The 22,816-nt window shown below is 70.3% G+C and carries 19 protein-coding genes; 11 read left to right on the forward strand and 8 right to left on the reverse strand.

Annotation, left to right across the window (positions count from 1 at the left end; translation table 11 throughout):
* Positions 1–59 precede the first annotated feature (59 nt).
* Positions 60–2,483, forward strand: coding sequence for a mechanosensitive ion channel domain-containing protein (locus tag JUB11_RS20445; RefSeq protein WP_207460428.1), 2,424 nt, complete (start codon positions 60–62; stop codon positions 2,481–2,483).
* Positions 2,484–2,638: 155 nt separating this feature from the next.
* On the opposite strand, the gene JUB11_RS20450 is transcribed toward JUB11_RS20445, so the two are convergent.
* The 3 genes from JUB11_RS20450 to JUB11_RS20460 form a co-directional block, all read right to left on the reverse strand.
* Positions 2,639–4,444 (reverse strand): glycosyl hydrolase family 17 protein, encoded by a 1,806-nt coding sequence (locus JUB11_RS20450; RefSeq protein ID WP_207460429.1) that lies wholly within the window; start codon positions 4,442–4,444, stop codon positions 2,639–2,641.
* A 236-nt stretch (positions 4,445–4,680) separates the two neighbouring features.
* A complete protein-coding gene (locus JUB11_RS20455; protein ID WP_207460430.1) occupies positions 4,681–5,454 on the reverse strand; it encodes a ferredoxin--NADP reductase in 774 nt (257 codons plus the stop codon).
* Positions 5,455–5,781: 327 nt separating this feature from the next.
* The gene (locus tag JUB11_RS20460; RefSeq protein ID WP_207460431.1) at positions 5,782–7,224 is read right to left on the reverse strand and encodes a short-chain fatty acyl-CoA regulator family protein; all 1,443 of its coding nucleotides are present in this window, start codon (positions 7,222–7,224) and stop codon (positions 5,782–5,784) included.
* A gap of 811 nt (positions 7,225–8,035) precedes the next feature.
* Between JUB11_RS20460 and JUB11_RS20465 the strand changes: the two genes are divergently transcribed.
* A complete protein-coding gene (locus tag JUB11_RS20465) occupies positions 8,036–8,599 on the forward strand; it encodes a DJ-1/PfpI family protein (RefSeq protein WP_207460432.1) in 564 nt (187 codons plus the stop codon).
* Positions 8,600–8,734: 135 nt separating this feature from the next.
* Here JUB11_RS20465 and JUB11_RS20470 read toward each other — a convergent pair whose 3' ends face one another.
* The 3 genes from JUB11_RS20470 to JUB11_RS20480 are packed head-to-tail and all read right to left on the reverse strand — an operon-like array spanning position 8,735 to position 11,834.
* Positions 8,735–10,375: an oligopeptide/dipeptide ABC transporter ATP-binding protein gene (locus JUB11_RS20470; protein ID WP_348771473.1), complete on the reverse strand. Its 1,641-nt coding sequence runs from the start codon at positions 10,373–10,375 to the stop codon at positions 8,735–8,737.
* Positions 10,372–11,139 (reverse strand): ABC transporter permease subunit, encoded by a 768-nt coding sequence (locus JUB11_RS20475; protein ID WP_207460433.1) that lies wholly within the window; start codon positions 11,137–11,139, stop codon positions 10,372–10,374. Before JUB11_RS20475 ends, JUB11_RS20470 begins: the two co-directional genes overlap by 4 nt.
* The gene (locus JUB11_RS20480) at positions 11,136–11,834 is read right to left on the reverse strand and encodes a peptide ABC transporter permease (protein ID WP_207460434.1); all 699 of its coding nucleotides are present in this window, start codon (positions 11,832–11,834) and stop codon (positions 11,136–11,138) included. Before JUB11_RS20480 ends, JUB11_RS20475 begins: the two co-directional genes overlap by 4 nt.
* A gap of 315 nt (positions 11,835–12,149) precedes the next feature.
* On the opposite strand from JUB11_RS20480, the gene JUB11_RS20485 reads away from it, so the two are divergent.
* From JUB11_RS20485 to JUB11_RS20510, 6 genes are all read left to right on the forward strand, one after another.
* A complete protein-coding gene (locus JUB11_RS20485) occupies positions 12,150–14,486 on the forward strand; it encodes a VTT domain-containing protein (protein WP_207460435.1) in 2,337 nt (778 codons plus the stop codon).
* Complete coding sequence (locus tag JUB11_RS20490) at positions 14,483–15,286, forward strand: endonuclease/exonuclease/phosphatase family protein (protein ID WP_348771474.1); 804 nt, start codon at positions 14,483–14,485, stop codon at positions 15,284–15,286. Before JUB11_RS20485 ends, JUB11_RS20490 begins: the two co-directional genes overlap by 4 nt.
* A gap of 283 nt (positions 15,287–15,569) precedes the next feature.
* Positions 15,570–16,793 carry a polyhydroxyalkanoate depolymerase gene (gene phaZ, locus JUB11_RS20495; RefSeq protein WP_207460436.1) on the forward strand — a complete coding sequence of 408 codons (1,224 nt, stop codon included), beginning with the start codon at positions 15,570–15,572 and terminating at the stop codon, positions 16,791–16,793.
* Positions 16,794–16,883: 90 nt separating this feature from the next.
* Positions 16,884–17,084: an antitoxin Xre/MbcA/ParS toxin-binding domain-containing protein gene (locus JUB11_RS20500; RefSeq protein WP_207460437.1), complete on the forward strand. Its 201-nt coding sequence runs from the start codon at positions 16,884–16,886 to the stop codon at positions 17,082–17,084.
* 110 nt (positions 17,085–17,194) lie between these two features.
* Positions 17,195–17,473 (forward strand): hypothetical protein, encoded by a 279-nt coding sequence (locus JUB11_RS20505; protein WP_207460438.1) that lies wholly within the window; start codon positions 17,195–17,197, stop codon positions 17,471–17,473.
* Positions 17,473–17,910: a hypothetical protein gene (locus tag JUB11_RS20510; protein ID WP_207460439.1), complete on the forward strand. Its 438-nt coding sequence runs from the start codon at positions 17,473–17,475 to the stop codon at positions 17,908–17,910. The genes JUB11_RS20505 and JUB11_RS20510 overlap by 1 nt, the downstream gene beginning before the upstream one ends.
* Positions 17,911–17,955: 45 nt before the next feature.
* Here the strand turns inward: JUB11_RS20510 and JUB11_RS20515 are convergent, their stop codons facing one another.
* Positions 17,956–19,017: a COX15/CtaA family protein gene (locus tag JUB11_RS20515; protein ID WP_247887197.1), complete on the reverse strand. Its 1,062-nt coding sequence runs from the start codon at positions 19,015–19,017 to the stop codon at positions 17,956–17,958.
* Between the two features lie 173 nt (positions 19,018–19,190).
* Positions 19,191–19,451: an usg protein gene (locus JUB11_RS20520; protein ID WP_207460441.1), complete on the reverse strand. Its 261-nt coding sequence runs from the start codon at positions 19,449–19,451 to the stop codon at positions 19,191–19,193.
* A gap of 323 nt (positions 19,452–19,774) precedes the next feature.
* Between JUB11_RS20520 and groES the strand changes: the two genes are divergently transcribed.
* From groES to JUB11_RS20535, 3 genes are all read left to right on the forward strand, one after another.
* Positions 19,775–20,065 (forward strand): co-chaperone GroES, encoded by a 291-nt coding sequence (groES, locus tag JUB11_RS20525; RefSeq protein ID WP_207460442.1) that lies wholly within the window; start codon positions 19,775–19,777, stop codon positions 20,063–20,065.
* A 49-nt stretch (positions 20,066–20,114) separates the two neighbouring features.
* Positions 20,115–21,758, forward strand: coding sequence for a chaperonin GroEL (gene groL, locus JUB11_RS20530; RefSeq protein ID WP_207460443.1), 1,644 nt, complete (start codon positions 20,115–20,117; stop codon positions 21,756–21,758).
* Between the two features lie 474 nt (positions 21,759–22,232).
* A partial coding sequence (locus JUB11_RS20535) for a reverse transcriptase domain-containing protein (protein ID WP_247887198.1) occupies positions 22,233–22,816 on the forward strand: 584 nt, incomplete at its 3' end.

Genomic DNA, 22,816 nt, shown 5'->3' on the forward strand with positions numbered 1-22,816 from the left:
GCGCGCGGGATACCCTCCCTTCCGGTTTTTCCAGGCAACGGCGAACGGATCTTTCACGGATGCTTTTTGCACGCAGCCGGCGGGGCGGCGGATTGGCCGCCGTCCTGCTGTTCCTCGCGACGCTCGTCACCTTTCCCGTCCTGGCCGCCGAGGGGGCGGCCCCGGCCCAGACCCAGGCAACGTCCTCGGCGGCGGCCGCTCCCGCCGCTCCGGCGGCGCCAAGCGCCGTCCCGTCGGCGGAGCAGATCCAGGCGCTGGTCGCCACGCTGGAGGACCCGGCCACCCGCGCCAAGCTGGTCGAGCAGCTCCGCGCGCTGATGGCGGCGCAGCAGAACCTTCCCGCCACGAGCGGCGCCGCGGCGTCCGCCACGCCGTCCGGCACCGCCGCTCCCTCCACCCCTCAGCCCGCCGCCCAGCCCGCCGGCGCCGCCCCGGCGCCCGCGCAGGCGGAGCCGGCGGACGGGGAGACGCTCGGATCGCGCGCCCTGTCCTTCCTGGCGCAGCAGCTCGACGCCGTGGGGGAGCAGATCATCCAGGTGGTGAATGTCTTCGGCGACGTGCCGGGCATCCTCGACTGGCTCCAGCGGCAGGTGGAGGACCCGTCGGCGCGCGAGCGCTGGGTGGAGCTGTCCCTGCAGTTCGCCCTGATCATCCTCGCCGGCGTGGTGATCGAACGCTTCACCAACTGGCTGCTGAACCCGGCCCGCGCCGCGCTGGCCGCGCGGGCGCCGCGCTCGGCGGTGGGGCGGGTGCCGCTGCTGATGGCCCAGGGCATCCTGGACCTGCTGCCGATCGTCGCCTTCGTCGTGGTCGCCTACGGCATCCTGTCCGCCAGCAGCCCGGCGCCGCGCGTGCGCATGGTGGCGCTGGCCATCATCAACGCCACCGTGATGGTGCAGGCGGTGCTGCTGGCCGCACGGCTGGTGCTGACGCCGGTGACACCGCGGCTGCGGCTGATCCCCATGGGGGACGAGACGGCGGCCTATCTCTATGTCTGGATCCGGCGGCTGTCGGCGACGGCCGTCTACGGCTATTTCATCGCCGAGGGCGCCTATGTGCTGGGGCTGCCGCTCGGCGGCTATGGGGCCGTGCTGAAGCTGCTCGGCCTGCTGATCGCGACGATGCTGATCGTGCTGATCCTGCAGAACCGCGTCTCCGTCGCCGAGTGGCTGCGCGGCACGCCGCTGTCGGGCGATCCGGCGAACGGCGAGCCGGGCGGGAGCGGCGCCGTGCTGCGCACCGCGCGCCGCCGCTTCGCCGACGTCTGGCACGTGCTGGCCATCGCCTACGTGGCGGTCAGCTTCGGCATCTGGATCCTGAACGTCTATGGCGGGTTCGAGTATCTGGTGCGCGCCACCCTGACGACGATCGCCGTCGTGGCGCTGGCGCGGCTGGCGGTGAACGCGACCAACCGGGTGCTGCGGCGCGGCTTCCGCGTCCTGCCGGAGCTGAGCGAACTGTTTCCCCATCTGGAGCAGCGCGCCAACCGGTACCTGCCGATCCTGCACCGCATGGTGAAGGTGGTCATCTGGTTCGCCGCCGCCACGGCGGTGCTGAACGCCTGGGGCGTGGATTCGGTCGGCTATCTGGAGTCGCCGCTCGGCCGCCGCATCCTGGGCAGCGTCATCAGCATCACGCTGATCCTGATCATCTCCGTCATCGCCTGGGAGCTGGTCAGCGGCCTGATCGAGCGGGCGCTCGCCGCCACCGACCACAATGGCCGCGTCATCGAGCGCAGCGCCCGCACGCGCACGCTGCTGCCGCTGCTGCGCAACGCCTTCCTGGTGCTGCTGGTGACGATGGTGGTGCTGATCACCCTGTCGGAGCTGGGCGTCAACATCGCGCCGCTGCTGGCCGGCGCCGGCGTCATCGGCCTCGCCATCGGCTTCGGCTCCCAGACGCTGGTGAAGGACATCATCACCGGCCTGTTCATCCTGTTCGAGGACGCGATCTCCGTCGGCGACGTGGTCAGCGTCGGCGGCCATTCCGGCGTGGTGGAGAGCCTGTCGATCCGCACCATCCGCCTGCGCGACACGACCGGGGCGGTGCATTCCGTGCCCTTCAGCTCCGTCACCACCGTGACGAACATGACGAAGGACTTCTCCTTCGCGGTCTTCCCGATCCGCGTCGCCTACAGCGAGAACACGGACCGGGTGGTCGCGGTGCTGACGCAGCTCGGCGCCGAGCTTCAGGCCGACCCGCTCTTCGCGCCGGACATACTGGCGCCGCTGGAGATCATGGGGGTGGACCAGCTGGCGGAGTCGGGGATCGTCATCATGGCACGCTTCAAGACCCGCCCGATCAAGCAGTGGGGCGTCCAGCGCGAGTTCAACCGCCGCATGAAGCAGCGCTTCGAGGAGCTGGGGATCGAGATCCCCCTGCCGCACATGCAGGTGGTGATGAGCCCCGCCAGCCGCCAGGCGCTGGCCCAGCCGGCGGAAACCCCGGCCATCCCGCCGGGGGCCGCGGGGCAGGGGGCCTGACCGGCCGGCGCCCCTCGGGGGTGACCATCCCCTTCGTCATCCCCGCGAAAGCGGGGATCCAGGGCCATTCAGGGGCGTGGTCGAGTTGCCCTGGATTCCCGCTTTCGCGGGAATGACGGCGGAAAAACAGGCTTCTTTCCAAGCAGGGCGGTGCGTCACGCAGCCCGGCGGAACCACTCGCCGGTGCGCTCGCGGTTGTCGCGGCGGGCGGCGAGAAGGGCGGCGGCGAAGGGAACGGCCAGCAGGAGCTGGAGCAGCGCCCAGCCCAGCGCCTCCCAGTTCGGCTGGGTCCAGTCCACCTCGTGCAGCGACTCCATGATCGGGAGCTGGCCGTAGAGGATCGACTCCATCGGCACGAAGCCCTCGGCCAGCACCGTCAGCAGGGCCGACAGCAGCAGGCCGATAGCGAGCGCGCCCTCCACCGGCATGGCCGCCACGGCCGTGCGCAAGGAGACGCCCGGCCCGTTCGGCACGGCGACGGCCTGCCGGAAGAGCGAGCCCACGGCGAAGGCGCCGAGGCGTCCCGTCCCCTCCGGCCGGCGCAGTGCGCGCAGCGCGCCCAGCCCCACCAGCCCGGCGGCCCCGGCCAGCATGTAGGCGTTGGGGAAGTCGCGGTAGCGGCCGTCCCACACGATCAGCAGACCCCAGACCAGCGCCATCGCGCCGAGCGCCACGGCGGCGAGGCGGCCGACCGTCTCCGTGCGCGACAAGGCCGGGTGACCCCGCAGCCCCGCCAGCGGCTCCAGCGGCAGGGCGCCTGTGGCGAGCGCGCGGCGGGCGGCGAGCAGGGTCGTCACCGACAGCACGGCGATCAGCGCCAGCATGACGGCGGCGAGCAACATGTCGTCCCAGTAATGCTTGCCGTGGATCACGCCGTGGACGGCCTGGGCGAAGAGGGAGGACTGGGCGGTGGCGAGGAGTGCCAGGGCGCCGGCCCCGCCGGCGGTCAGACGGCCGCCCTGCGTCATGACCCAGACCCACAGGGCCAGGGCCAGCGCACTCGACGCGATGAAGTAGGTCATCCAGCGCTGGTTCTCGACCACCGGGCCGGCGAGCGAGAACTTGGCGTTGCGGTCGCTGTCGTAGAGGCCCCAGTGGCCGCCGACGGTCCCCTCGAGCTTCGCCTTCCAGCCCTGGTCGAAGGCCTCGATGATGTTGTAGTCGAAGCCTTCCTGCTCGGCGAGGCGGATGAAGCTGTTGACGAAGCGCGCCTTCTCGACGAGGCCGGTCTCCGCGGCGCCGCGCGAGCGCCCTGCGGTCGGCCAGCCCGTCTCGCCGACCAGGATCGGCTTGCCCGGGAAGCGCTCGGCGATGATGCGGTAGCTTTTGCGGATGCGCTCGGTGGAATCCTCGACGCTGGCCGGCACGTCCTCCCAGTAGGGCAGCAGGTGGATGGTCAGCAGGTCGACATGGTCGGCGACCTGCGGGTACTTGATCCACCATTCCCACACGTCGGCGTAGGAGACCGGCTGCTTCACCGCGGCCTTCACCCGGTCGATGTAGCCGATGAGCTGGTCGACGTTCAGGTCGCGGCGCAGCAGCACCTCGTTGCCGACGATCACGCGGGTGATGACGTCGGGGTAGCGGTTGGCGAGGTCGATGAGGGCGGCGATCTCGCGCTCGTTCTGGGCGGGGGTCGGCGACAGCCAGGCGCCCATGGTCACCTGCATGCCGTGCTTGCGCGCCAGTTCCGGCGCCACGTCGAGCCCGTCCACCGAGCTGTAGGTGCGGATGCCCGCGACCTGCGGGGCGATGGCGACGATGTCCTCCTCGACCTGCTGGGGTGTGGGGATGTCGTAGGTCAGCGGGCTCTGCCCGTCGCGGAAGGGGGCGAAGGAGACGCTCTTCAGCTTGCCGCCGGGCGGCGCCTCAAGGGGCACCGGCTGGTTCGGCAGCGCCCAATAGGCGAAGTTGGCGAGGCCGGCCACGACGAGCACGGCGAGGATCTTCACGAGTCGCATGATGGATTGTCTGTCCGAAGCCTGACCGGGAGGGGAGGGCGGGTTTGTTCGAATGGCGTTTTGCCACAGGCTCGCCACCGCGTCGCGGCGAAAAGGAAAAGGGCGCGCCTCTCTTGCGAAAGGCGCGCCCGTCGAGTTTTCAAGGACAAAGGTGACGTGCCAACGTCACAGGGATCAACGCACCCCGTCCCTGTTTATTCCGGTGTCTGTTCCGGACCCATGCCGATTCCGGGGCCTCAGCGCTCGGCGAAGGCCTTTTCGATGACATAGTGGCCGGGCTCGGCGTTGGTGCCCTGCTGGAAGCCGCGCTCGTCCATGATGGCGCTGGTCTCTTCCAGCATCGCCGGGCTGCCGCAGATCATGATGCGGTCGGCCTCGCGGTCGAAGGGCGTCAGGCCGATGTCGCTGAACAGCTTGCCGTTGCGGATCAGGTCGGTCAGCCGGCCGGTGTTGCGGAACTCCTCGCGCGTCACCGTCGGGTAGTAGATCAGCTTCTCGCGCACCTCGTCGCCGAAGAACTCGTTCTCCGGCAGGACCTTGGTGAACAGCTCCTGGTAGGCCAGCTCGCCGACCGTGCGGGTGCCGTGCGTCAGCACGACGCGGTCGAACTTCTCGTAGACCGTCGGGTCCTTGACGATGCTGAGGAAGGGGGCGAGGCCCGTGCCGGTGCTGAGCAGGTAGAGGTTGCGGCCCGGCAGCAGGTTGTCGACGATCAGCGTGCCGGTCGGCTTGCGGTTGACCAGCAGCGTGTCGCCTTCCTTCAGGTGCTGGAGGTGCGAGGTCAGCGGCCCGTCCGGCACCTTGATGCTGAAGAATTCCAGGTTTTCCTCGTAGTTCGCGCTCGCCATGCTGTAGGCGCGCAGCAGAGGCCGGCCGTTGATCTCCAGACCGATCATCGCGAACTGCCCGTTCTCGAAACGGAAGGACGGGTCGCGCGTGGTGGTGAAGGAGAACAGCGTGTCCGTCCAGTGATGCACGGTGAGGACGCGTTCGTGAATGAGGTTGCTCATGGAATTACCAGGTCCGTGTCGGCGCCGGGGCGCATTGCGGTGCAGCGCGGATCCTTAACAACAGCGCGCCGAAAAAGCCACGAAATAATGCTCACAAAAATGTTGTGGTCTTGCAGGTACCACAAGATGGGCTTGGGAAATCCGTACCCAAGCCCGGTCAGGAGGGGCAAGGCCAAGCGTCATTCACCCTATCGCCGTCATCCCCGCGGACGCGGGGATCCAGGGTTTCCAACGGTTTCGCTATGGAAACGGCTGGATCCCCGCTTTCGCGGGGATGACGAGGGGAAAAGCTGCAGGCTTTGACGAAACGGATCGACGTGCAATCCCTCACCCGCCGTTCGGCGGGGCGAAAAGGTAGGGGGAGAGGCCGCGCAGGTTCTCGTCCACGATCAGCCGGTGGTTCAGCGGGGGGAAGGCGCGCTGCGAGCAGTCCAACCGGGGGCAGAGGCGGCAGTTCACGCCGATGGGGGTGGCGGCACCCGTGTTCTCCAGGTCGAAGCCGTCGGCGTAGACGATCTGGGCGGCGTGCTGCACGTCGCAGCCGAGCCCGATGGCGAAGAGCTGGGGCGGGCTGCGGTGGCCGCCGCCGGCCTTGGCCACCGTGCGGGCGATGGAGATGTAGGCGGTGCCGTCCGGCATCTGCGCCACCTGGCCGTGGATCTTGCCGGGGGTGCGGAAGGCCTCGTAGACGACCCAGCGCGGACAGCCGCCGCCGAAACGGGCGAAATGGAAGCCGGCGCCGGAGAAGCGCTTGGACACGTTGCCGGCGCTGTCCACCCGCAGCAGGAAGAAGGGCACGCCCTTGGCGCCTGGCCGCTGGAGCGTGGTCAGCCGCTGGCAGACCTGCTCGAAGGAGGCGTCGAAGCGGCGGCGCAGGATCTCGATGTCGTAGCGGACCTGGCGCGCGGCTTCCAGGAAAAGCCCGTAGGGCATCAGCACGGCCGCTGCGAAATAGTTGGCGAGCCCGATGCGCGCCAGCCGCCGCGCCTCGTCGCCCTGCATGCCGGCGGCGTCGAGGATGCCGTTCAGCAGGTCGCGGTGGCGGATCAGCGCGATCTGGCAGGCGATCTGGAAGTTGCGGCCGGACGGCGCCAGCATCTCCGACAGCAGGATGCGGCGGGTGTGGCGGTCGAAGCGGCGCACCGCGTAGCCCATCACATCCGACGGCAGCAGCCGCACCCGCACGTTGATGTGGTGGCGCAGCCAGTCGGTCAGGCCGCGGTACAGGTCGCCGCGCTCCAGCTGCGCTTCCTCCCACAGGGCCTCGGCCGCCGCCTCCAGCTCGGGGAAATGGTTGGAATGGGCCTGGAACAGGTCGCGCACCTCCTCCTGCGGGAAGCTCGCGTTCTGCATCAGGTTCAGCTTGTCGCGGTCGGCCATGCGCTCGGCCAGCACCTGGAGGTCGTCGCGCGCGCCACGGAAGCCACGGTAGAGCGCCACCACCGCCTGCCCCAGCGTCGGGGCGACGGCGGCCAGCTCGCGGAAGTCCTGGTTCTTGATGTCCGACCCGTCGAAGAGCGGGTCGGCGAAGACCTCGCGCAGCCCCGCCACCAGCCGGCTCTCCTCGTCCTCCGCGAAGGTCTGGAGGTCGATGCCGAAATGCTGGCCGAGCTTGAGGAGCAGCGGCACCGTGACCGGGCGCTGGTTGTGTTCGATCAGGTTGAGGTAGCTGGGCGAGATGCCGATCTGCTCGGCCATCTGGGCCTGGGTCAGCCCGCGGTCCCGGCGCAGGCGGCGGACCTTCGGCCCGAGCATCGCCTTCTTTTCCATGCTGCAACGCTCCCCCAAGCCGGGCGCCTCCGCGCGGGCGTCCCCTTATTGATGGGGAGTTTACAAACTTTACCGATTTACAGCAAGCCGTGACGGGTCGATGACCGCAAGACACTTTTCCGATCAACGGGTTATTGCAGCTGCGAGTGTCCGATGTAACATCTGGATCAGCTTCCGCGCGGTCGTCCGGTTCCTGGCCGGGCACCGCCGGTAGGCCCCGCGATACGGCTTCGACGGGTATTCACGGTAAGGGCTTTCGACCTGACTTGGCGGCCGGGATTTCCCGGCCGCTTCTCTTTCCAGGCCGCTTCCTTCAGGCCCGGCCCGTCGCCGACCGTCCGTCCGCTTCTCCCGCTTTCCGCTTGCAAGACGGTGGGAAGCCCTCATACTTCCCGGCAGAGTGTTGCGGGGGCTTGAGCCAAGCCGCTGCGTCATGGCTGGGCTGCACCGTCCGCCGGGCGGAGCGCGCGGCGGAAGCCGCAAAGGGCATCCGCCCCTTGTGGTAAGCCGTTCGTGCCGAATCGGCACCTTGGTGTGAGGGCGCGCGGCGGCATCGGCGGCGTGCAAACAGCCATTGACTTGCGGGCTCATCCAGCCCACTTCTGTCCCATGCTCATCATTACCCGATCGGGGCGCGTCCGCCCCGGCGCCGGCGTCTCCTAGACCAGGATCGGTGGCGGACCACGTCGCTGCGCATACCCCCATCCCTGGGGATGTCTTGCGCGGCGCGATGCCGTTTCTCCATGGCACCGCCCCCGTCCGCACTTCCGGCGCGCATGTTCGGGTTGAACAACGAAAGGATAGGACAAGCATGGATCAGTCCCTCGCAGGAAAGACCATCGCCATTCTCGTTGCCAACGGCTTCGAGGAACTCGAAATGACCGAGCCGCAGCGCGCTCTCCTCAAGACCGGCGCCACGCTGCGCACCATCTCCCCCGAGCAGGGCCTCGTGAACGGCTGGCACGGCAAGGCCTGGGGCCATTACTTCCCGGTGGACAAGCAGGTCGGTGAGGTGCTGGGCGCCGATTTCGACATGCTGATCCTGCCGGGCGGCGAGCGCAGCGTCGCCAAGCTGCAGCAGAACGCCCACACCCGCCGCATCGTCGGCCACTTCCTGGACGCCGGCAAGCCGGTGGCCGCCATCGGTCAGGGCATCCAGCTGCTCGCCATCCCGGGCAAGCTGAAGGGCCGCACCCTGACCGCGCCGGAAGCCTTCCGCGCCGAGCTGGAGGCCGCCGGCGCCAAGCTCAGCGAGGAGACGCTGGTCGTCGACAACGTGACGGTCACGGCGCTCGGCCAGGACGAGCTGCCGGCCTTCGTCGAGCAGACGATCAAGGTCTTCGCCGAGGCCGCCGCCGTCCGCAAGGCGGCCTGAGGCGAGCCTTCCGGCCGGGCGTCCGAACTGGCGCCCGGCCAATGAGGTGACTGGTCTTTCCTGCGAAGGGCGGCCGCGCGCATGGCGTGCGGCCGCCTTTTTCGTGTTTTGGCCGCCTTTTTGGCCGCTGATTGTTCAGATTTGGCCAGGTTCCGGGCCGTGGCAGGCCACCCAATGGCCGGGGGCGACCTCCTCCAGCGGCGGCATCGCCTCCGCGCAGGCACCCCGCGCGGACGGGCAGCGCGCCCGCACCGGGCAGCCGGCCTCCTGCCGTCCCTGCGCTTCGCCCGGCAGCAGGCCGGGGCGCTCTCCGCGCGCGGCGGCGACCAGCGCGCGGCTGTAGGGGTGGCGCGCGCCGTCCGCCAGCACCGCCGCGTCCGCCGCCTCGACGACGCGACCGCCCGCCAGCACCAGAGCCCGGTGGGCGACGCGCAGGCCAGTCCCGGCGTCCTGGGTGGCGAGGACCAGCGACACTCCCTCCTCCTCCTGGAGCCGGAGCAGCCGGGCGAGGAACGCCTCGCGTGCCGCGCCGCTCAGCGTGCCGGCGGGCTCGTCCCCGATCAGCAGGCGCGGCTCCGTCACCAGCGCGCGGGCCAGCCCGGCGCGCGCGGCCTCCTCCGGGGTCAGGGCGCCGGGATAACGGCCTCCGGTGGCGGCGGGAAGGCCGGCGCGCTCCAGCGCCCGCCCGATCTGCGCCGGCCGGCGGCCCGCGGGGATGTCCGGACGCAGGCGCTTGAGCAGTTGCGTCAACTGGGCGCCGACGGTCATCAGCGGATCCAGCGCCGCCGCCGGATGCGGGAAGAGGAGCTGGATGTCGCGCCGCATCTCGTCCCCGGCGCGGGCGAGATCCTGCGCCATCCAGGTGACGCGCCCGCCGCTCACCGGCGCCAGCCGCGCCAGCGCGCGGGCCAGCACCGCCTTGCCGCTGCCGGTCTCGCCCAGCAGGGCCAGCGTCTCGCCCCGCGCTACCCCGAAGCTCACCCCCTCCACGGCGGTCAGCACCCGTCCGTCCCCCAGCGGGAAGGCCACGCTCAGGTCGCGCGCCGACAGGACCGGCGGGCCGGACGGGTGCTGCGCCGCGTGCGCAACGGCGGGCGCCGGCGCCGGCGGGCCGAGCCGCCCGCGCTCCAGCGCCAGGACCCGGTCGGCCGGCCCGTCTACCCCATCCTCCGGTCGGCCGGCGAGCAGCAGCGCCACCCCCGCTTCCCGCGCCCAGCCGGCGAGCCGCGCCAGCAGCTCCGCGCGCACGGTCGGGTCGAGCGCCGCCCCCGGGGCATCGGCGAGCAGCAGCGCCGGCCCGCCGGCCATGGCGAGCGCCAGGGCGGCGCGCCAGCGCAGGGCGTCGGTCAGGGCGCGCGGCGGCAGATCCAGAAGCTTCGCCGGCGAGGGCGCGCCCATGCGGTCCAGCGCGGCGGCTGCCCGGACGCGCGCCGCCTCCGGGTCCAGCCCGGCGGTGGCGGACAGAAGCTCGGCGAACTGATGTTCGAGCGGAAGCTCCGGCGCCAGGGCCGGGTTCGCCACGGCCAGCGCGGCCCGGCCGGACACGCGCGCATGGCCCTCCCGCCGCAGCCCGGCCGGCGTCAGACCGGCGAGCGCCCGCAGCAGCAGGCTCTTGCCCGCGCCGGGATCGCCGGTCACCGCCAACACCTCGCCCGCCTCGAGGCGGAGGGATGCCTTCTCGACGTAGAAGCGCTCGCCGTCGTGCAGGGACAGGCCGCGCAGCTCCAGCACCGCTCCGGCACGGGCGGCATCGCCCGGAAGCCCGCCTCCGCTCACCGGTCCGCCTCCGCGCGCAGCCCATCCCCGACGGCGCCCAGCGCCCAGAGGGTCAGGCCCAGCAGCAGCGCCGGGGCCAGCAGGCCCGCCGCGTCGCCGCGCGCCACCGCGGCGCCGATGGCCGTGCCCAACCCCGCCCGCCCGCCCGGCAGCCCGAGCCCGAGCGCGCCGGAGAACCCCTCCGCCGCCAGCGCGCGGGGCAGGGCGGACCAGCCGGCGGCGAGCAGCGGAAGCGCCGCGTTGGGCAGCAGATGGTGCAGCAGCACCTCCCGCCCGGTCGCGCCCGAGGCCCTGGCCGCCGTCAGGAACTCCGCGCGCATCAGCCCGCGCAGGGCGGCCTGCGTTGCCAGCGCCACAGCCGGGGCCGCGGCCAGCGCGGCGGCGGGGAGGAGCATGGCCTTGTCATGGCCGGACAGCCCGCCCGCCAGCGGGACGGCCAGAACCAGCGGCAGCGCGGCGAGCCCGCGCGCGGTCTCCACCAGGCGCCGGCCGGCCGTCCCGCCGAGCGCCGCCGCCAGCAGGCCCCAGGCCAGGCCGATCCCGGCCCCGAGCAGCCCGGCGAGAAAAGCGAAGGACAGGCTGATCCGCGCCGCGTCCAAGGCGCGAGGCAGCGGGTCGCGGGTCGCATCGCCGAGCAGGGCCGCCGCCAGCACGAGTGCCCCCAGCAATGCCGCCAGCAGAGCCAGCCCGGCCGCAGCGGGCGTCCGTGCCGTCAGCCGGCGCCACGCGGCCGGCCAGGGGTGGGTGTCGGGTGGGAGGTTCATCGTCGGGCGCCGTCCGGCCGCGCGAGACCCGCGGCGGCGGCATCGATCAGCAGCGCGAGCCCGGCCAGCCCGGCGAGCGCCGTGAGGGCCAGCCCCGCCTCGCCCGCCCGCGCGGCCTCGACGAACAGGCCTCCGGCGCCCGGCAGGCCGAACAGCCCTTCCGCCGCCGCCGTGCCGGCGGCCATCGCCGCCCCGGCCGAGCCGAGCGCGCGGGCCACCGCGCCCACGGCCGCCGGCCGCGTCCGGCCGCTCAGCACTGCTTCCGCCGGCAGGCCGCGCGCCATGGCGCCGAAGGATTCCGGTGCATCGAGCCGTTCCGTCAGGGCCTCGCGGGCGATGCGCGTGGCTTGCGCCGCCGCCGGCAGGGCGAGCGACGCCCAGGCCGCCAGCCAGGCGGTCCAGCCGGCCGTGGCGCCGGTCAGGGCCGCGAGCACCGCCGCCACGAGGAAGGCGGGCAGCGCCGGCCCGGCTCCCGCCAGCAGCCCGGCCGCCGCCGAAAGCGGGGACGTCCCCACGGGACGCGCGCCCAGCCGCGCGCCGGTCCAGGCCCCTGCGGCCAGCGCCGCCGTGGCGAGGGCGGCCGACGCGGGGAGCTGTGCGGCAACGCGCAGGGCCGGCGCCCAGGGGTCGCCCTCCGCCAGGGCGGCTCCGGCCGTGGCGAGCAGGACGAACAGGAAGAGGGCGGGAATGGGCAAGGTCGGCTGGGCTGCGTTGCGGAAGGCCGGAGGAAGGGGCGGCGGTCCGGCGGCTGGGGTGGCCCGTGCCGCCGTGGGGAGCGTTCCGACCGAAAGGGTAGGGAGAACGGTAAGCGCGATGGGGCCGGGCGGGCAACGGAATTTCTCCGTTCGGCTGAATGGCGCAACGCGCCTCGCGTGCCGACAATTGGGGCTGGCCTTTATTCCCGGCCTTTATTCCCCAGGGCGGCGTGGGCCATCGGCCCCGCCCGCCTGTTTCCGTTCCGGTGCCGCTCCGGCAGTGCCGTCACCAAGGCTTTCAGGTCCGCCCGCCGCATGTCCTTCTCGCCCTACAGTCCGCTCCCCAACACCGGCCCGGCGCGTTCCGGCTTCGCCGGGGCGCCACCCGCGCCGGGTTCCTATGCGCCGGCTGGCCTTGAACCCATCGGTCATGAGGGAGTTCTGGCGCCGGGCCACAATGTCTGGCGGGTGGAGACGGCGCACCGGCTCGGCGTGGTGATCGACGCGGAGGAGTATTTCATCCACGCCAAGGCGGCGATGCGGCGCGCGCGGCGCAGCATCTACCTGACCGCCTGGGACCTCGACACCCGCATCCGGCTGATGCCGCAGACGCGCCGTCCGCGCCGCCCGGACCGGCTGGGCACCCTGCTGAACTGGCTCGCCACGACGCGGCCGGACCTGACCATCCATGTGCTGAAATGGGACTTCGCGGAGCTGTTCGACCTGGCGCGCTGGTCCAAGCCCTTCCTGCTGCGCAACTGGCTGAGCCACCGGCGTCTCCAGTACCGGCTGGACGGCGACCACCCGACCGGCGCCTGCCATCACCAGAAGATGCTGATTGTCGATGACGAGCTGGCCTTCTGCGGCGGGCTCGACATCACGGCCAACCGCTGGGACACGCGCGCCCACCGGGCCGAGGAGCCCCTGCGCCGCCAGCCCGACGGCACCCCTTACGAGCCCTTCCACGATCTGATGATGGCGGTGGACGGGGACGCCGCCCGCGCGCTGGGCGAGCTTTTCCGCGAGCGCTGGTGGCGCGCCACGGGCGTCGCCCTGACGCCGCCCGGCCTGAAGAGCCTGCGGACGCGGCCCCGGCACGGCCCCCGCGCGAAGCTGCGCGCCAGCGTGCCGAGCGATCCCTGGCCGCCGAATCTCGCCCCGCTGCTGCGCGACGTGCCGGTGGGGATCGCCCGCACCGAGCCGGCCGGGAACGGCCGCGCCGAGGTGCGCGAGGTCGAGGCGCTGTACCGGGACGCCATCGCCTCGGCCCGCCGCTTCATCTATCTGGAAAGCCAGTATTTCGCCTCCACCGCCGTGGCCGACGCGCTGAAGGCGCGGCTCGCCGAGCCGGACGGGCCGGAGGTGGTGGTGGTCAACCCGCTCCGCACGACGAGTTGGCTGGAGAACGCGGTGATGCTCGGCGCCCGCGCCCGGCTGACGCGGGAGCTGCGCGAGGCCGACCGCCACGGCCGTTTCCGGCTCTACGCGGCGATGACCGACGGCGGCACGGCCATCACCGTCCACGCCAAGGTCATGGTGGTGGACGACCGCATCCTGCGCATCGGCTCGGCCAACCTGAACAACCGCTCCATGGGGCTGGACACCGAATGCGACCTGGCACTGGAGGCGCCGCCGGACACGGCCCCGGACGGGCCGGGCATGGCGGCCGGCGGCAAGGGGGCCGGCGGCAAGGGGGAGGAGGTGCGCCGCGCCATCGCCGCCGTGCGCGACGACCTGCTGGCCGAGCATCTCGGCACCACGCCCGAGCGCTTCGCCGCCGAACTGGAGCGCCGGGATTCGCTGATCGGCGCGGTGGAAGCCCTGCGCCGGCCCGAGGGGCGGACCCTGGAGCCGCTCGACCGCCAGGAACCCGGCGCCTTCGCCGAGGCGGTGGCCGAGGCGCGCGTCTTCGACCCGGAACGGCCGGTGGGTGCCGTGGAGATCGTGCGCCGCATCCTGCCCTCCAGCATCCCGCGCCGCCATCCCTGGGTGGCGCTGCTCCTGCTGCTGGCCGCCGCCGTCGGGCTGTCGGCGATGTGGCGCTACACCGAGATGCGGGAATGGGCGACGCTGGGTTCGGTGCTGGAGCTGTTCGCGCAGCTGCGCGCCATGCCGCTGGGGCCGCTTCTGCTGGTCCTGCTCTACGTCGCGGGCGGGCTGGTCATGTTCCCGGTGATGCTGCTGGTGGCGGCGACCGCCATCGCCTTCGGTCCGGCGCTGGGCTTCGCGACCGCCATGTGCGGGGTCCTGGCCTCGGCCACCGTCCTGTTCTGGGTCGGGCGCCGGCTGGGGCAGGGGCTGATCGAGCGCTGGGGGGGCCGGTCGGTGAAGCGGATCAGCGCCCGGCTGGCGCGCAGCGGGGTGGTGGCGGTGGCCGGCGTCCGCGCGGTTCCGCTGGCGCCCTTCACCGTGGTGAACCTCGTCTGCGGGGCCTCGCGCATCCGCTTCACCGACTACATCGTGGGAACGGCCGCCGGCATGGCGCCGGGAACCCTTGCCTTCAGCGTGCTGGGGCATCAGCTTGAGCGCACGCTGTCCGCCCCCACGCTGGAGGACATGGCGCTGCTCGCCGGCCTTGCCGCGGCGGCCATGAGCCTGGGCTGGGCGGCCGGCTGGCTCGTGGGCAAGGCAAGGAGGCAGGAGAGGCCGTGATTCGATTCAGTCGTGAGCGCGTGGAGCGATTGGCTGCGGCCTTGCGCGCCCGCCGTCGGAAACTCCGCCTGGACGGGCGGGATGGAACGGTGCCGCCGGGCATGGCCAGCTTGCGCATCGCCACCTGGAACATCCACAGCTGCGTCGGGCTGGACGCCCGCTTCGCTCCGGACCGGATCGCCGAGGTCATCAAGGATCTGGACATCGACCTGATCGGCCTCCAGGAGGTCGGCTGGCACCACCGCGGCGAGACCGGGCTCGACCAGTTCGCCTTCCTGGAGCGGGCAACGGGGCTGAAGGCGCACGCCGGCCCGACCAAGCACAGCGAGCGCGCCCATTACGGCAACGCCATCCTGACCCGTCTGCCCGTGCGCTCCTGCGACACCTTCGACCTCAGCGTCGGCCGGCGCGAGCCGCGCGGCGCCATCGAGGCTGTGGTGGAGGTGGAGGGGCGCGCGGTGCGCGTCATCGTCGCCCATTTCGGGCTGGACCAGTGGGAGCGCGCCGAGCAGGTCGCCCGCATCATGACCCGGGTGGAGGCGCAGCCAGGCCTGCCGACCCTGTTCATGGGCGACCTCAACGAATGGGCGCCGAACTCCGCCCGGCTGCGGCGGCTCGCCCAGGGCTTCGAGGACTGCGCCAATCCCCGCAGCTTCCACGCCCGCATGCCGACCCTGCGGCTCGACCGCATCTACGCCACCGGCGGCCTGACCATCCCCGCCTATCAGGTGGTGCGCAACGTGCTGACCCGCCGCGCCTCGGATCATCTTCCGGTCCGCGCGGTCGTCGCCGTTCCGTAACATTCCGTTCATCCAATTGTTCTAGGAGAAGGAGGTGCTGCTTACGGCGAGGCGGCACCCCTTTGGACGGGACGGCCCGGCCCTCCGGGGAAGGCCCGGCGCACAGGTGCCTTGCGTGAACCCTTTGGACGGTCTGGCTTGTTTCTTCTGTAACAACGCCCAGATGTAAAATATCAGGCCTTGACCTACGCCGATGGGCCTGTCCAAAATGCTTATTGGTACTACCAACGTTCGTATGCCACGTCCCCGGCCGGGTGAGGGATAACCGCTCAAGCGAGGAACTGTGCTCTACCATCTCTACGATATGCAGCACGCAGCCTTGCAGCCCATGCGCATGATGGCGGAAGCCGCCCAGTTCACCTTCCAGAACCCGTTCAGCCCCGTGTCCTACACGAACATGGGGCGCGTGGTCGCCGCCGGGGCGGAGCTGCTGGAGCGCACGACGCGGCGCTTCCCCAAGCCGGCCTTCGGTCTGGACAGCGCCACCGTGAACGGCGAGGCGGTGGCGGTCACCGAACGGATCGTGCTCGGCCTGCCCTTCTGCAACCTGCTGCACTTCGCGAAGCCCGAGGGCACGCCGCGACAGCCGCGCGTGCTGCTGGTCGCCCCGATGTCGGGCCACCACGCGACCCTGCTGCGCGGCACGGTGCAGGCGCTGCTCCAGGACCACGACGTCTTCATCACCGACTGGATCGACGCCCGGCTGGTGCCGCTGTCGAAGGGGGCCTTCGGCCTCGACGACTACATCGACTCCGTGAAGGAGATGATCCGCTTCCTGGGCGACCAGACCCACGTCATCGCGGTCTGCCAGCCGGCGGTCCCGGTGCTGGCCGCCGTGTCGCTGATGGCGGCCGACGGCGAAGCCGTGCAGCCGCGCAGCATGACGCTGATGGGCGGCCCGATCGACCCGATGGCCAACCCGACGGTGCCGGTCAACCTCGCCATGTCGCGCCCGCTCTCCTGGTTCGAGCACAGCGTGATCACCAGCGTGCCCTTCTACTATCCGGGCGCGATGCGGCGGGTCTATCCGGGTTTCATCCAGCTCTCCGGCTTCATGTCGATGAACCTCGACCGCCATGTCGGCGAGCATCTGGGGCTGTTCCGCCACCTCGTGCGCGGCGACGGCGAATCGGCCGAGCAGCACCGCCGCTTCTACGACGAGTATCTGTCCGTCATGGACATGTCGGCGGAGTTCTACCTGGAGACCATCGAGACGGTCTTCCAGAAGCACGCGCTGGCCAACGGCACCATGGTGTCGCGCGGCCAGAAGGTCGAGCCCTCGGCCATCCGCCGCACGGCGCTGATGACCGTGGAAGGCGAGCTGGACGACATCTCCGCCCCCGGCCAGACCGTGGCGGCGCACCGGCTCTGCTCCTCGCTGCCGGAAGCGATGCAGGTCCGCCACTTCCAGGAAGGCGTCGGCCATTACGGCATCTTCAACGGCCGCCGCTGGCGCGAGCTGGTCATGCCGCGCATCCGCGACTTCATCCGCTCCCACGACGCGTGAGGGGCGGCTGAGGAGGCTTGGACCGGGAGCCATCCATGTGCATGATTTGTTGAGATCATGCACATGGGGCCGACTTCAAGGAGAGCCGCCTTGCCACGGAATGATGTCGCGGAAGTCCTTGGCGCCGCCGCCGCTCTGCTTGGCGGCGACGCGGCCAGGGCGGCTCACTGGTTTCGGCAACAGCCGCTGTCCGGGTTCGACGGCAGAACGGCCGAGGAACTGGTCGCCTGTGGGCATACCGATGCCGTGCTGGCCCACCTTGAAACGCTGGGTGACGGCGGATACGCCTGAAAGCTGGGCCTGTTTGCTCCAGTCATGGCGGAAAACAAGCGCGCCATCATCTCGCCATATCCACCGCGGCGCGTTACATTGAAATGAGACCGTGCCGCCCCGGGGGATGCATGAAACAGGACATCTCATTTCGGTTGGACGAAGAGATACTGGAAGCCGCCAGGGCCAAGGCGGAACGTGAGAACCGCACCCTGACGAACTACGTCGAAGCCCTCGTCCGCCGTGATCTCGGTTTGCCTCAGGATGAGGAGGCCAATGACGGCTTCGTGCTTTGGGCGCCCGACGACGTGCGTGACTACACGCTGGTCCGTGATGAGGACGAAACCGACGAGTCCTATCAGGAGCGCAAGGGCCTGATCGAGGCCATTCTCGCCAGCGGCGGGCGCTGATGGCCGTCCCCTTCAAGGAGGGGCATTTCATCCGCTGCCTTTTTCCCTTCACGAGCCATCCCGACGATCCGGCACCGGTCGAGCACATCGGCTATTGCCTGGGCGTCGTCGAGCGCAAGCCGGATGGTCTGGTGGTCGCGGTTTACACGACCACGACGCAACGGCTCGCGAACCAGCCGAAAGCGAAGGGTGTCGCGGAATTCAGCGCCGAGCAGTCTCTCGCCCTGGGACAACGAAAGCCGTTCTCGCTCGACCTGCGCAAGGTGGCGTTCCTGCCATGCACCCCGGAGTTCTTCCCGGCCCTCGGTGACCCCGGATGCGGCATCGTTGGTCACCGTGCGCCGGAACGGCTTCGTGAGGTGATCCGCCGCCTCGCCAAGGAGGCACACGAGGGCAAATTGGTCCGGACGGTCGGGCCGTTGCGGCCACGGTCCTGACGGGCCGCCGCGCCCTGCGCAGGACGCGGCGCTGTCATTGTTCCGTTACCCCCGCGCCCGCAGCTCGTGCAGCAGCCAGACGAGGCCGGTGACGACCAGCAGGGCGCCGGCCTGGTGGGCGGCGGCGATGGGGATCCAGACGACGGTCAGCAGGGTGGCGACGCCCAGCGCCACCTGGACCAGCACCATGGCGGCGGTGTGGCTCGCCAGGACGTGGGCCTTGCGGGGCAGGCCGGCGGCGCGGGCGCGGACCCAGAGGGCGAGCACGGCCAGGGCGGTGACGATGGCCAGCGCGCGGTGGGTGAACTGGATGCCGGCGATGTTCTCCAGCGGGTTCATCCACCAGGGCGACAGGCTGGCGGCCTCCGGCGGGAAGAGGTGGCCGTCCATCAGCGGGAAGCTGTTGAAGGCGAAGCCCGCGTCGGTGCCGGCGACGAAGGCGCCCCAGACGATGGTGAGCGCCACCAGCAGCAGGGCGATCCGCGCGTGAAGCCGCAGGCCGGGTGCCGCCGGGTGGGCGCCGGCGGGCGTCTCCGGCCGCAGCAGGCCGAGCGCCGTGCGCAGCAGCAGCCCGTAGATCAGGATCGCCACGCCCAGATGCAGCGCCAGCCGGTAATGGCTGACGTCGGGCCGGTCCACCAGGCCGCTGATGACCATGTACCAGCCGATCACCCCCTGCAGGCCGCCCAGCAGGAACAGCCCGATCAGCGTCGGCCACAGCTCCTTCGTGACGCGGCCCCTGGCCCAGAAGAACAGGAAGGGGATCAGGAAGGCGAAGCCGATCATCTGCCCCCAGAAGCGGTGGAACCACTCCCAGAAGAAGATCTGCTTGAAGTCTTCCAGCCCCATCCAGCTGTTGTGAGCGCGGAATTCGGGGGTCACCTTGTAGAGGTCGAAGACCCGGTTCCATTCGGTTTCCGACAGGGGCGGCAGGATGCCGATCAATGGCTTCCATTCCACCATCGACAGGCCGGATTCGGTCAGCCGGGTGATGGCGCCGATCACGGCCATGGCGAAGACCATGCCGGCGCAGAACAGCAGCCAATAGGCGACGGGGCGGGTGGAGGGGGCGGCGCGGTCGCCGGCCGTGGCGGTCAGGGTGGTCAAGGCGCAGGTTCCGATGAAACGGGATACGGTAAACGAAACGGAAACTCGCGCCGGAATGTGGGCGCAAAGCCGCGCCGCGTCAAATGAACTGGCCGGGAGCGGGTGCGGCATGAGGGCGCGCCCGCTCTCCCGGCCCTGGTGAAGGGGTAGTCCGGCCTTGCGCCGGGCCGGCCCTACTGCAGCCGGAACTCCGCCGTGTGGCGCCAGACGCCGGGGGTGATCAGCGTCTGGGACGCCAGCGTCACGGAATGCAGCTTGCCGTCCAGGTTCGCCTGCCAGAAATCCAGGAAGCGCCGCAGCACCGGATAATCGGGGGCGATGTCCATGTCCTGCCACAGGTAGCTCTGCAGGAGCTTGGGGTGGTCGGGCATGTGGTAGAGGATCTCCGCCGTGGTCAGGCGGTAGTTGCGAAGCTGAAGGCCGATGTTCGCCATGAGCTGTCTCCATCGCCGTGGAAGCAGGTGGGCACGGGGGGGTGCCAAGGCCGTCCGGGCGGCGCGTCCGATCGGGAACGCGTTACCCTTCCGTGAAAGCTTGCACCCCATCCCATCAACAGGGAAAGAGGTTTTCTGTTTCATATCAATGGATTAGCAGCATGAGGGCGGGAGTGCTGCCAGCATTTCGCACAAAACCCGCTGAAGACCCTCTTGCAACGGCGAAGGGCTTCGACTAGCTCTCTGGCACTCACCGGGGGCGAGTGCTAACAGACCCACCGGGCTGCAATTCCAAAACCAAGCCTTTTTGAGGAGGCCTCCCCATGAAGTTCCGTCCGCTGCACGACCGCGTCGTCGTCAAGCGCCTGGAGTCCGACACCAAGACCAAGGGCGGGATCATCATCCCCGACACCGCCAAGGAAAAGCCCCAGGAGGGCGAGGTGATCGCGGTCGGTGCCGGCGCGCGTGACGAGAGCGGCAAGATCGTCGCGCTGGACGTGAAGGCGGGCGACCGCGTTCTGTTCGGCAAGTGGTCGGGCACCGAGGTGAAGATCGAGGGCCAGGATTTCCTGATCATGAAGGAATCCGACATCATGGGCATCGTCGAGGCCTGAGGCTTCCGTCCCATCCGATCTGAATATCCGAAGTCAAAGGAATCGAGACATGGCTGCCAAGGACGTTAAGTTTTCCGCCAGCGCCCGCGAGAAGATGCTGCGCGGCGTGGACATCCTCGCCGACGCGGTGAAGGTCACGCTGGGTCCGAAGGGCCGCAACGTCGTGATCGAGAAGTCGTTCGGCGCCCCGCGCATCACCAAGGACGGCGTCACCGTCGCCAAGGAGATCGAGCTCTCGGACAAGTTCGAGAACATGGGCGCCCAGATGGTCCGTGAGGTCGCCTCCAAGACCAACGACCTCGCTGGCGACGGCACCACCACCGCGACCGTGCTGACCCAGGCGATCGTCCGCGAGGGCGTCAAGTCGGTGGCCGCCGGCCTGAACCCGATGGACCTGAAGCGCGGCATCGACATGGCTGTCGAGGCCATCGTCGCCGACATCAAGTCGCGCGCCAAGAAGGTCACGACCAACGCCGAAGTGGCCCAGGTCGGCACCATCTCCGCCAACGGCGAGGTCGAGATCGGCCAGAAGATCGCCGAGGCGATGGAGAAGGTCGGCAACGAGGGCGTCATCACGGTCGAGGAGTCCAAGAGCCTCGAGACCGAGCTGGACGTCGTCGAGGGCATGCAGTTCGACCGCGGCTACCTGTCGCCCTACTTCGTGACCAACGCCGAGAAGATGGTCGCGGAGCTGGAGAGCCCCTACATCCTCCTGCACGAGAAGAAGCTGTCCGGCCTGCAGGCCCTGCTGCCGGTCCTCGAGGCCGTCGTGCAGTCCTCGCGCCCGCTGCTGATCATCGCCGAGGACGTCGAGGGCGAGGCGCTTGCCACCCTGGTCGTCAACAAGCTGCGTGGCGGCCTGAAGATCGCCGCGGTGAAGGCGCCGGGCTTCGGTGACCGCCGCAAGGCCATGCTGGAGGACATCGCGATCCTCACCGGCGGCCAGGTGATCTCGGAAGACCTGGGCATCAAGCTCGAGAACGTCACCATCGACATGCTCGGCACGGCCAAGAAGGTCCAGATCACCAAGGAGAACACCACCATCGTCGATGGTGCCGGCTCCAAGGACGACATCGCGGCCCGCACCAGCCAGATCCGCGCGCAGATCGAGGAGACCACCTCGGACTACGACCGCGAGAAGCTGCAGGAGCGTCTGGCCAAGCTGGCCGGCGGCGTCGCGGTGATCCGCGTCGGCGGCGCCACCGAGGTCGAGGTGAAGGAGCGCAAGGACCGCGTTGACGACGCCATGCACGCGACCCGCGCGGCCGTCGAGGAAGGCATCGTCGCCGGCGGCGGCACCGCCCTTCTGTACGCCACCCGCGCGCTGGACGGCATCAAGCCGGGCAACGACGAGCAGCGCGTCGGCATCGACATCATCCGCCGCGCCCTGCAGGCTCCGGTCCGCCAGATCGCCTACAACGCGGGCACGGACGGCTCGATCGTCGTCGGCAAGCTGCTGGACCAGAACGACACCAACTACGGCTACGACGCCGCCAAGGGCGAGTTCACCGACCTGGTGAAGGCCGGCATCATCGACCCGGTGAAGGTCGTCCGCACGGCCCTGCAGGACGCCGCTTCGGTCGCCTCGCTGCTCATCACCACCGAGGCGATGATCGCCGAGAAGCCGGAGAAGAACCCGGCCCCGGCCATGCCGGCCGGCGGCATGGGCGGCATGGGCGACATGGGCTTCTGATCGAAGCCCGTTCGCACACACCGAACGACGGAAGGGCGGCCCCTCGGGGCCGCCCTTTTGTTTGGTGCGCCCAGCATGGGCGTTCTCTTGTGGGTGGAAGTCCCATCGTAAGCTGATCACGGCGAGCGAAGTGAAGCGCAACTGCGGAAGGGCGACCGACCGTGGGGAGGAAGCGTGGATCGAAGCCGCGGGCCGATGAACAAGAACCGGATATGAGGCGCTGCCGACCAGGGCGAGCGGGCCAATGACCGCGAAGCTCTCGTGATCAAGGGGAAGCGGCGTAGATCCGGCGGTCGTGCGGTGACGGAGAGCGTTCTTACCTGGGGAGATCCCGCCTTGCGCCTGAAAGGGCGACGGCGTCGAGCCGGAGCGGGAAGTCAGCAGAGGCCATAGTAGGGAGCGGCGTGGCCGCGACCGAAGGGCCGAACGAGGGAGAGTGGAGTTCGCCCGACGATGTGGAAGGCCAGGCGTCAGATGCCGGAGCAATCCGGGAGGGGGGAAAGGAGGGCGGGTGAAGCCCGTCCGGAGGCCCGCCTTGACGAAGCCGACCACCCGCGCCGGGGCACGGACGCCATGGGGCCGGGGCTGCTCGACGCGGCCCTGGCGCGAGAGAACCTCTTGCGGGCATTGAAGAAGGTGCGGGCCAACGGGGGAGCCGCCGGGGTGGACGGGCTGGACATCGACCAGACCGCCGAACGGCTGAAAACCCACTGGCCGGCCATCCGCGACCGCCTGCGGGAGGGGACGTACCGGCCACAGCCGGTGCGTCGCGTGATGATCCCCAAGCCGGGGGGCGGCGAGCGCGAGCTTGGCATCCCCACGGTGACGGACCGCCTGATCCAACAGGCGGTGCTGCAAGTTCTCCAGCCGATCCTCGATCCCGGCTTCAGCGATCACAGCTATGGCTTCCGGCCTGGTCGGAGCGCGCACGATGCCGTCCTTGCGGCGCAAGGCTTCGTGCAGTCCGGCCGCCGGATCGTCGTGGATGTGGACCTGGAGAAGTTCTTCGACCGGGTGGACCACGACATCCTGATCGACCGCCTGTCCAGGAAGGTCCC

The organism is Azospirillum sp. SYSU D00513 (genome assembly GCF_017356015.1).
In the GTDB taxonomy this organism is placed as follows: Bacteria; Pseudomonadota; Alphaproteobacteria; order Azospirillales; family Azospirillaceae; genus Azospirillum.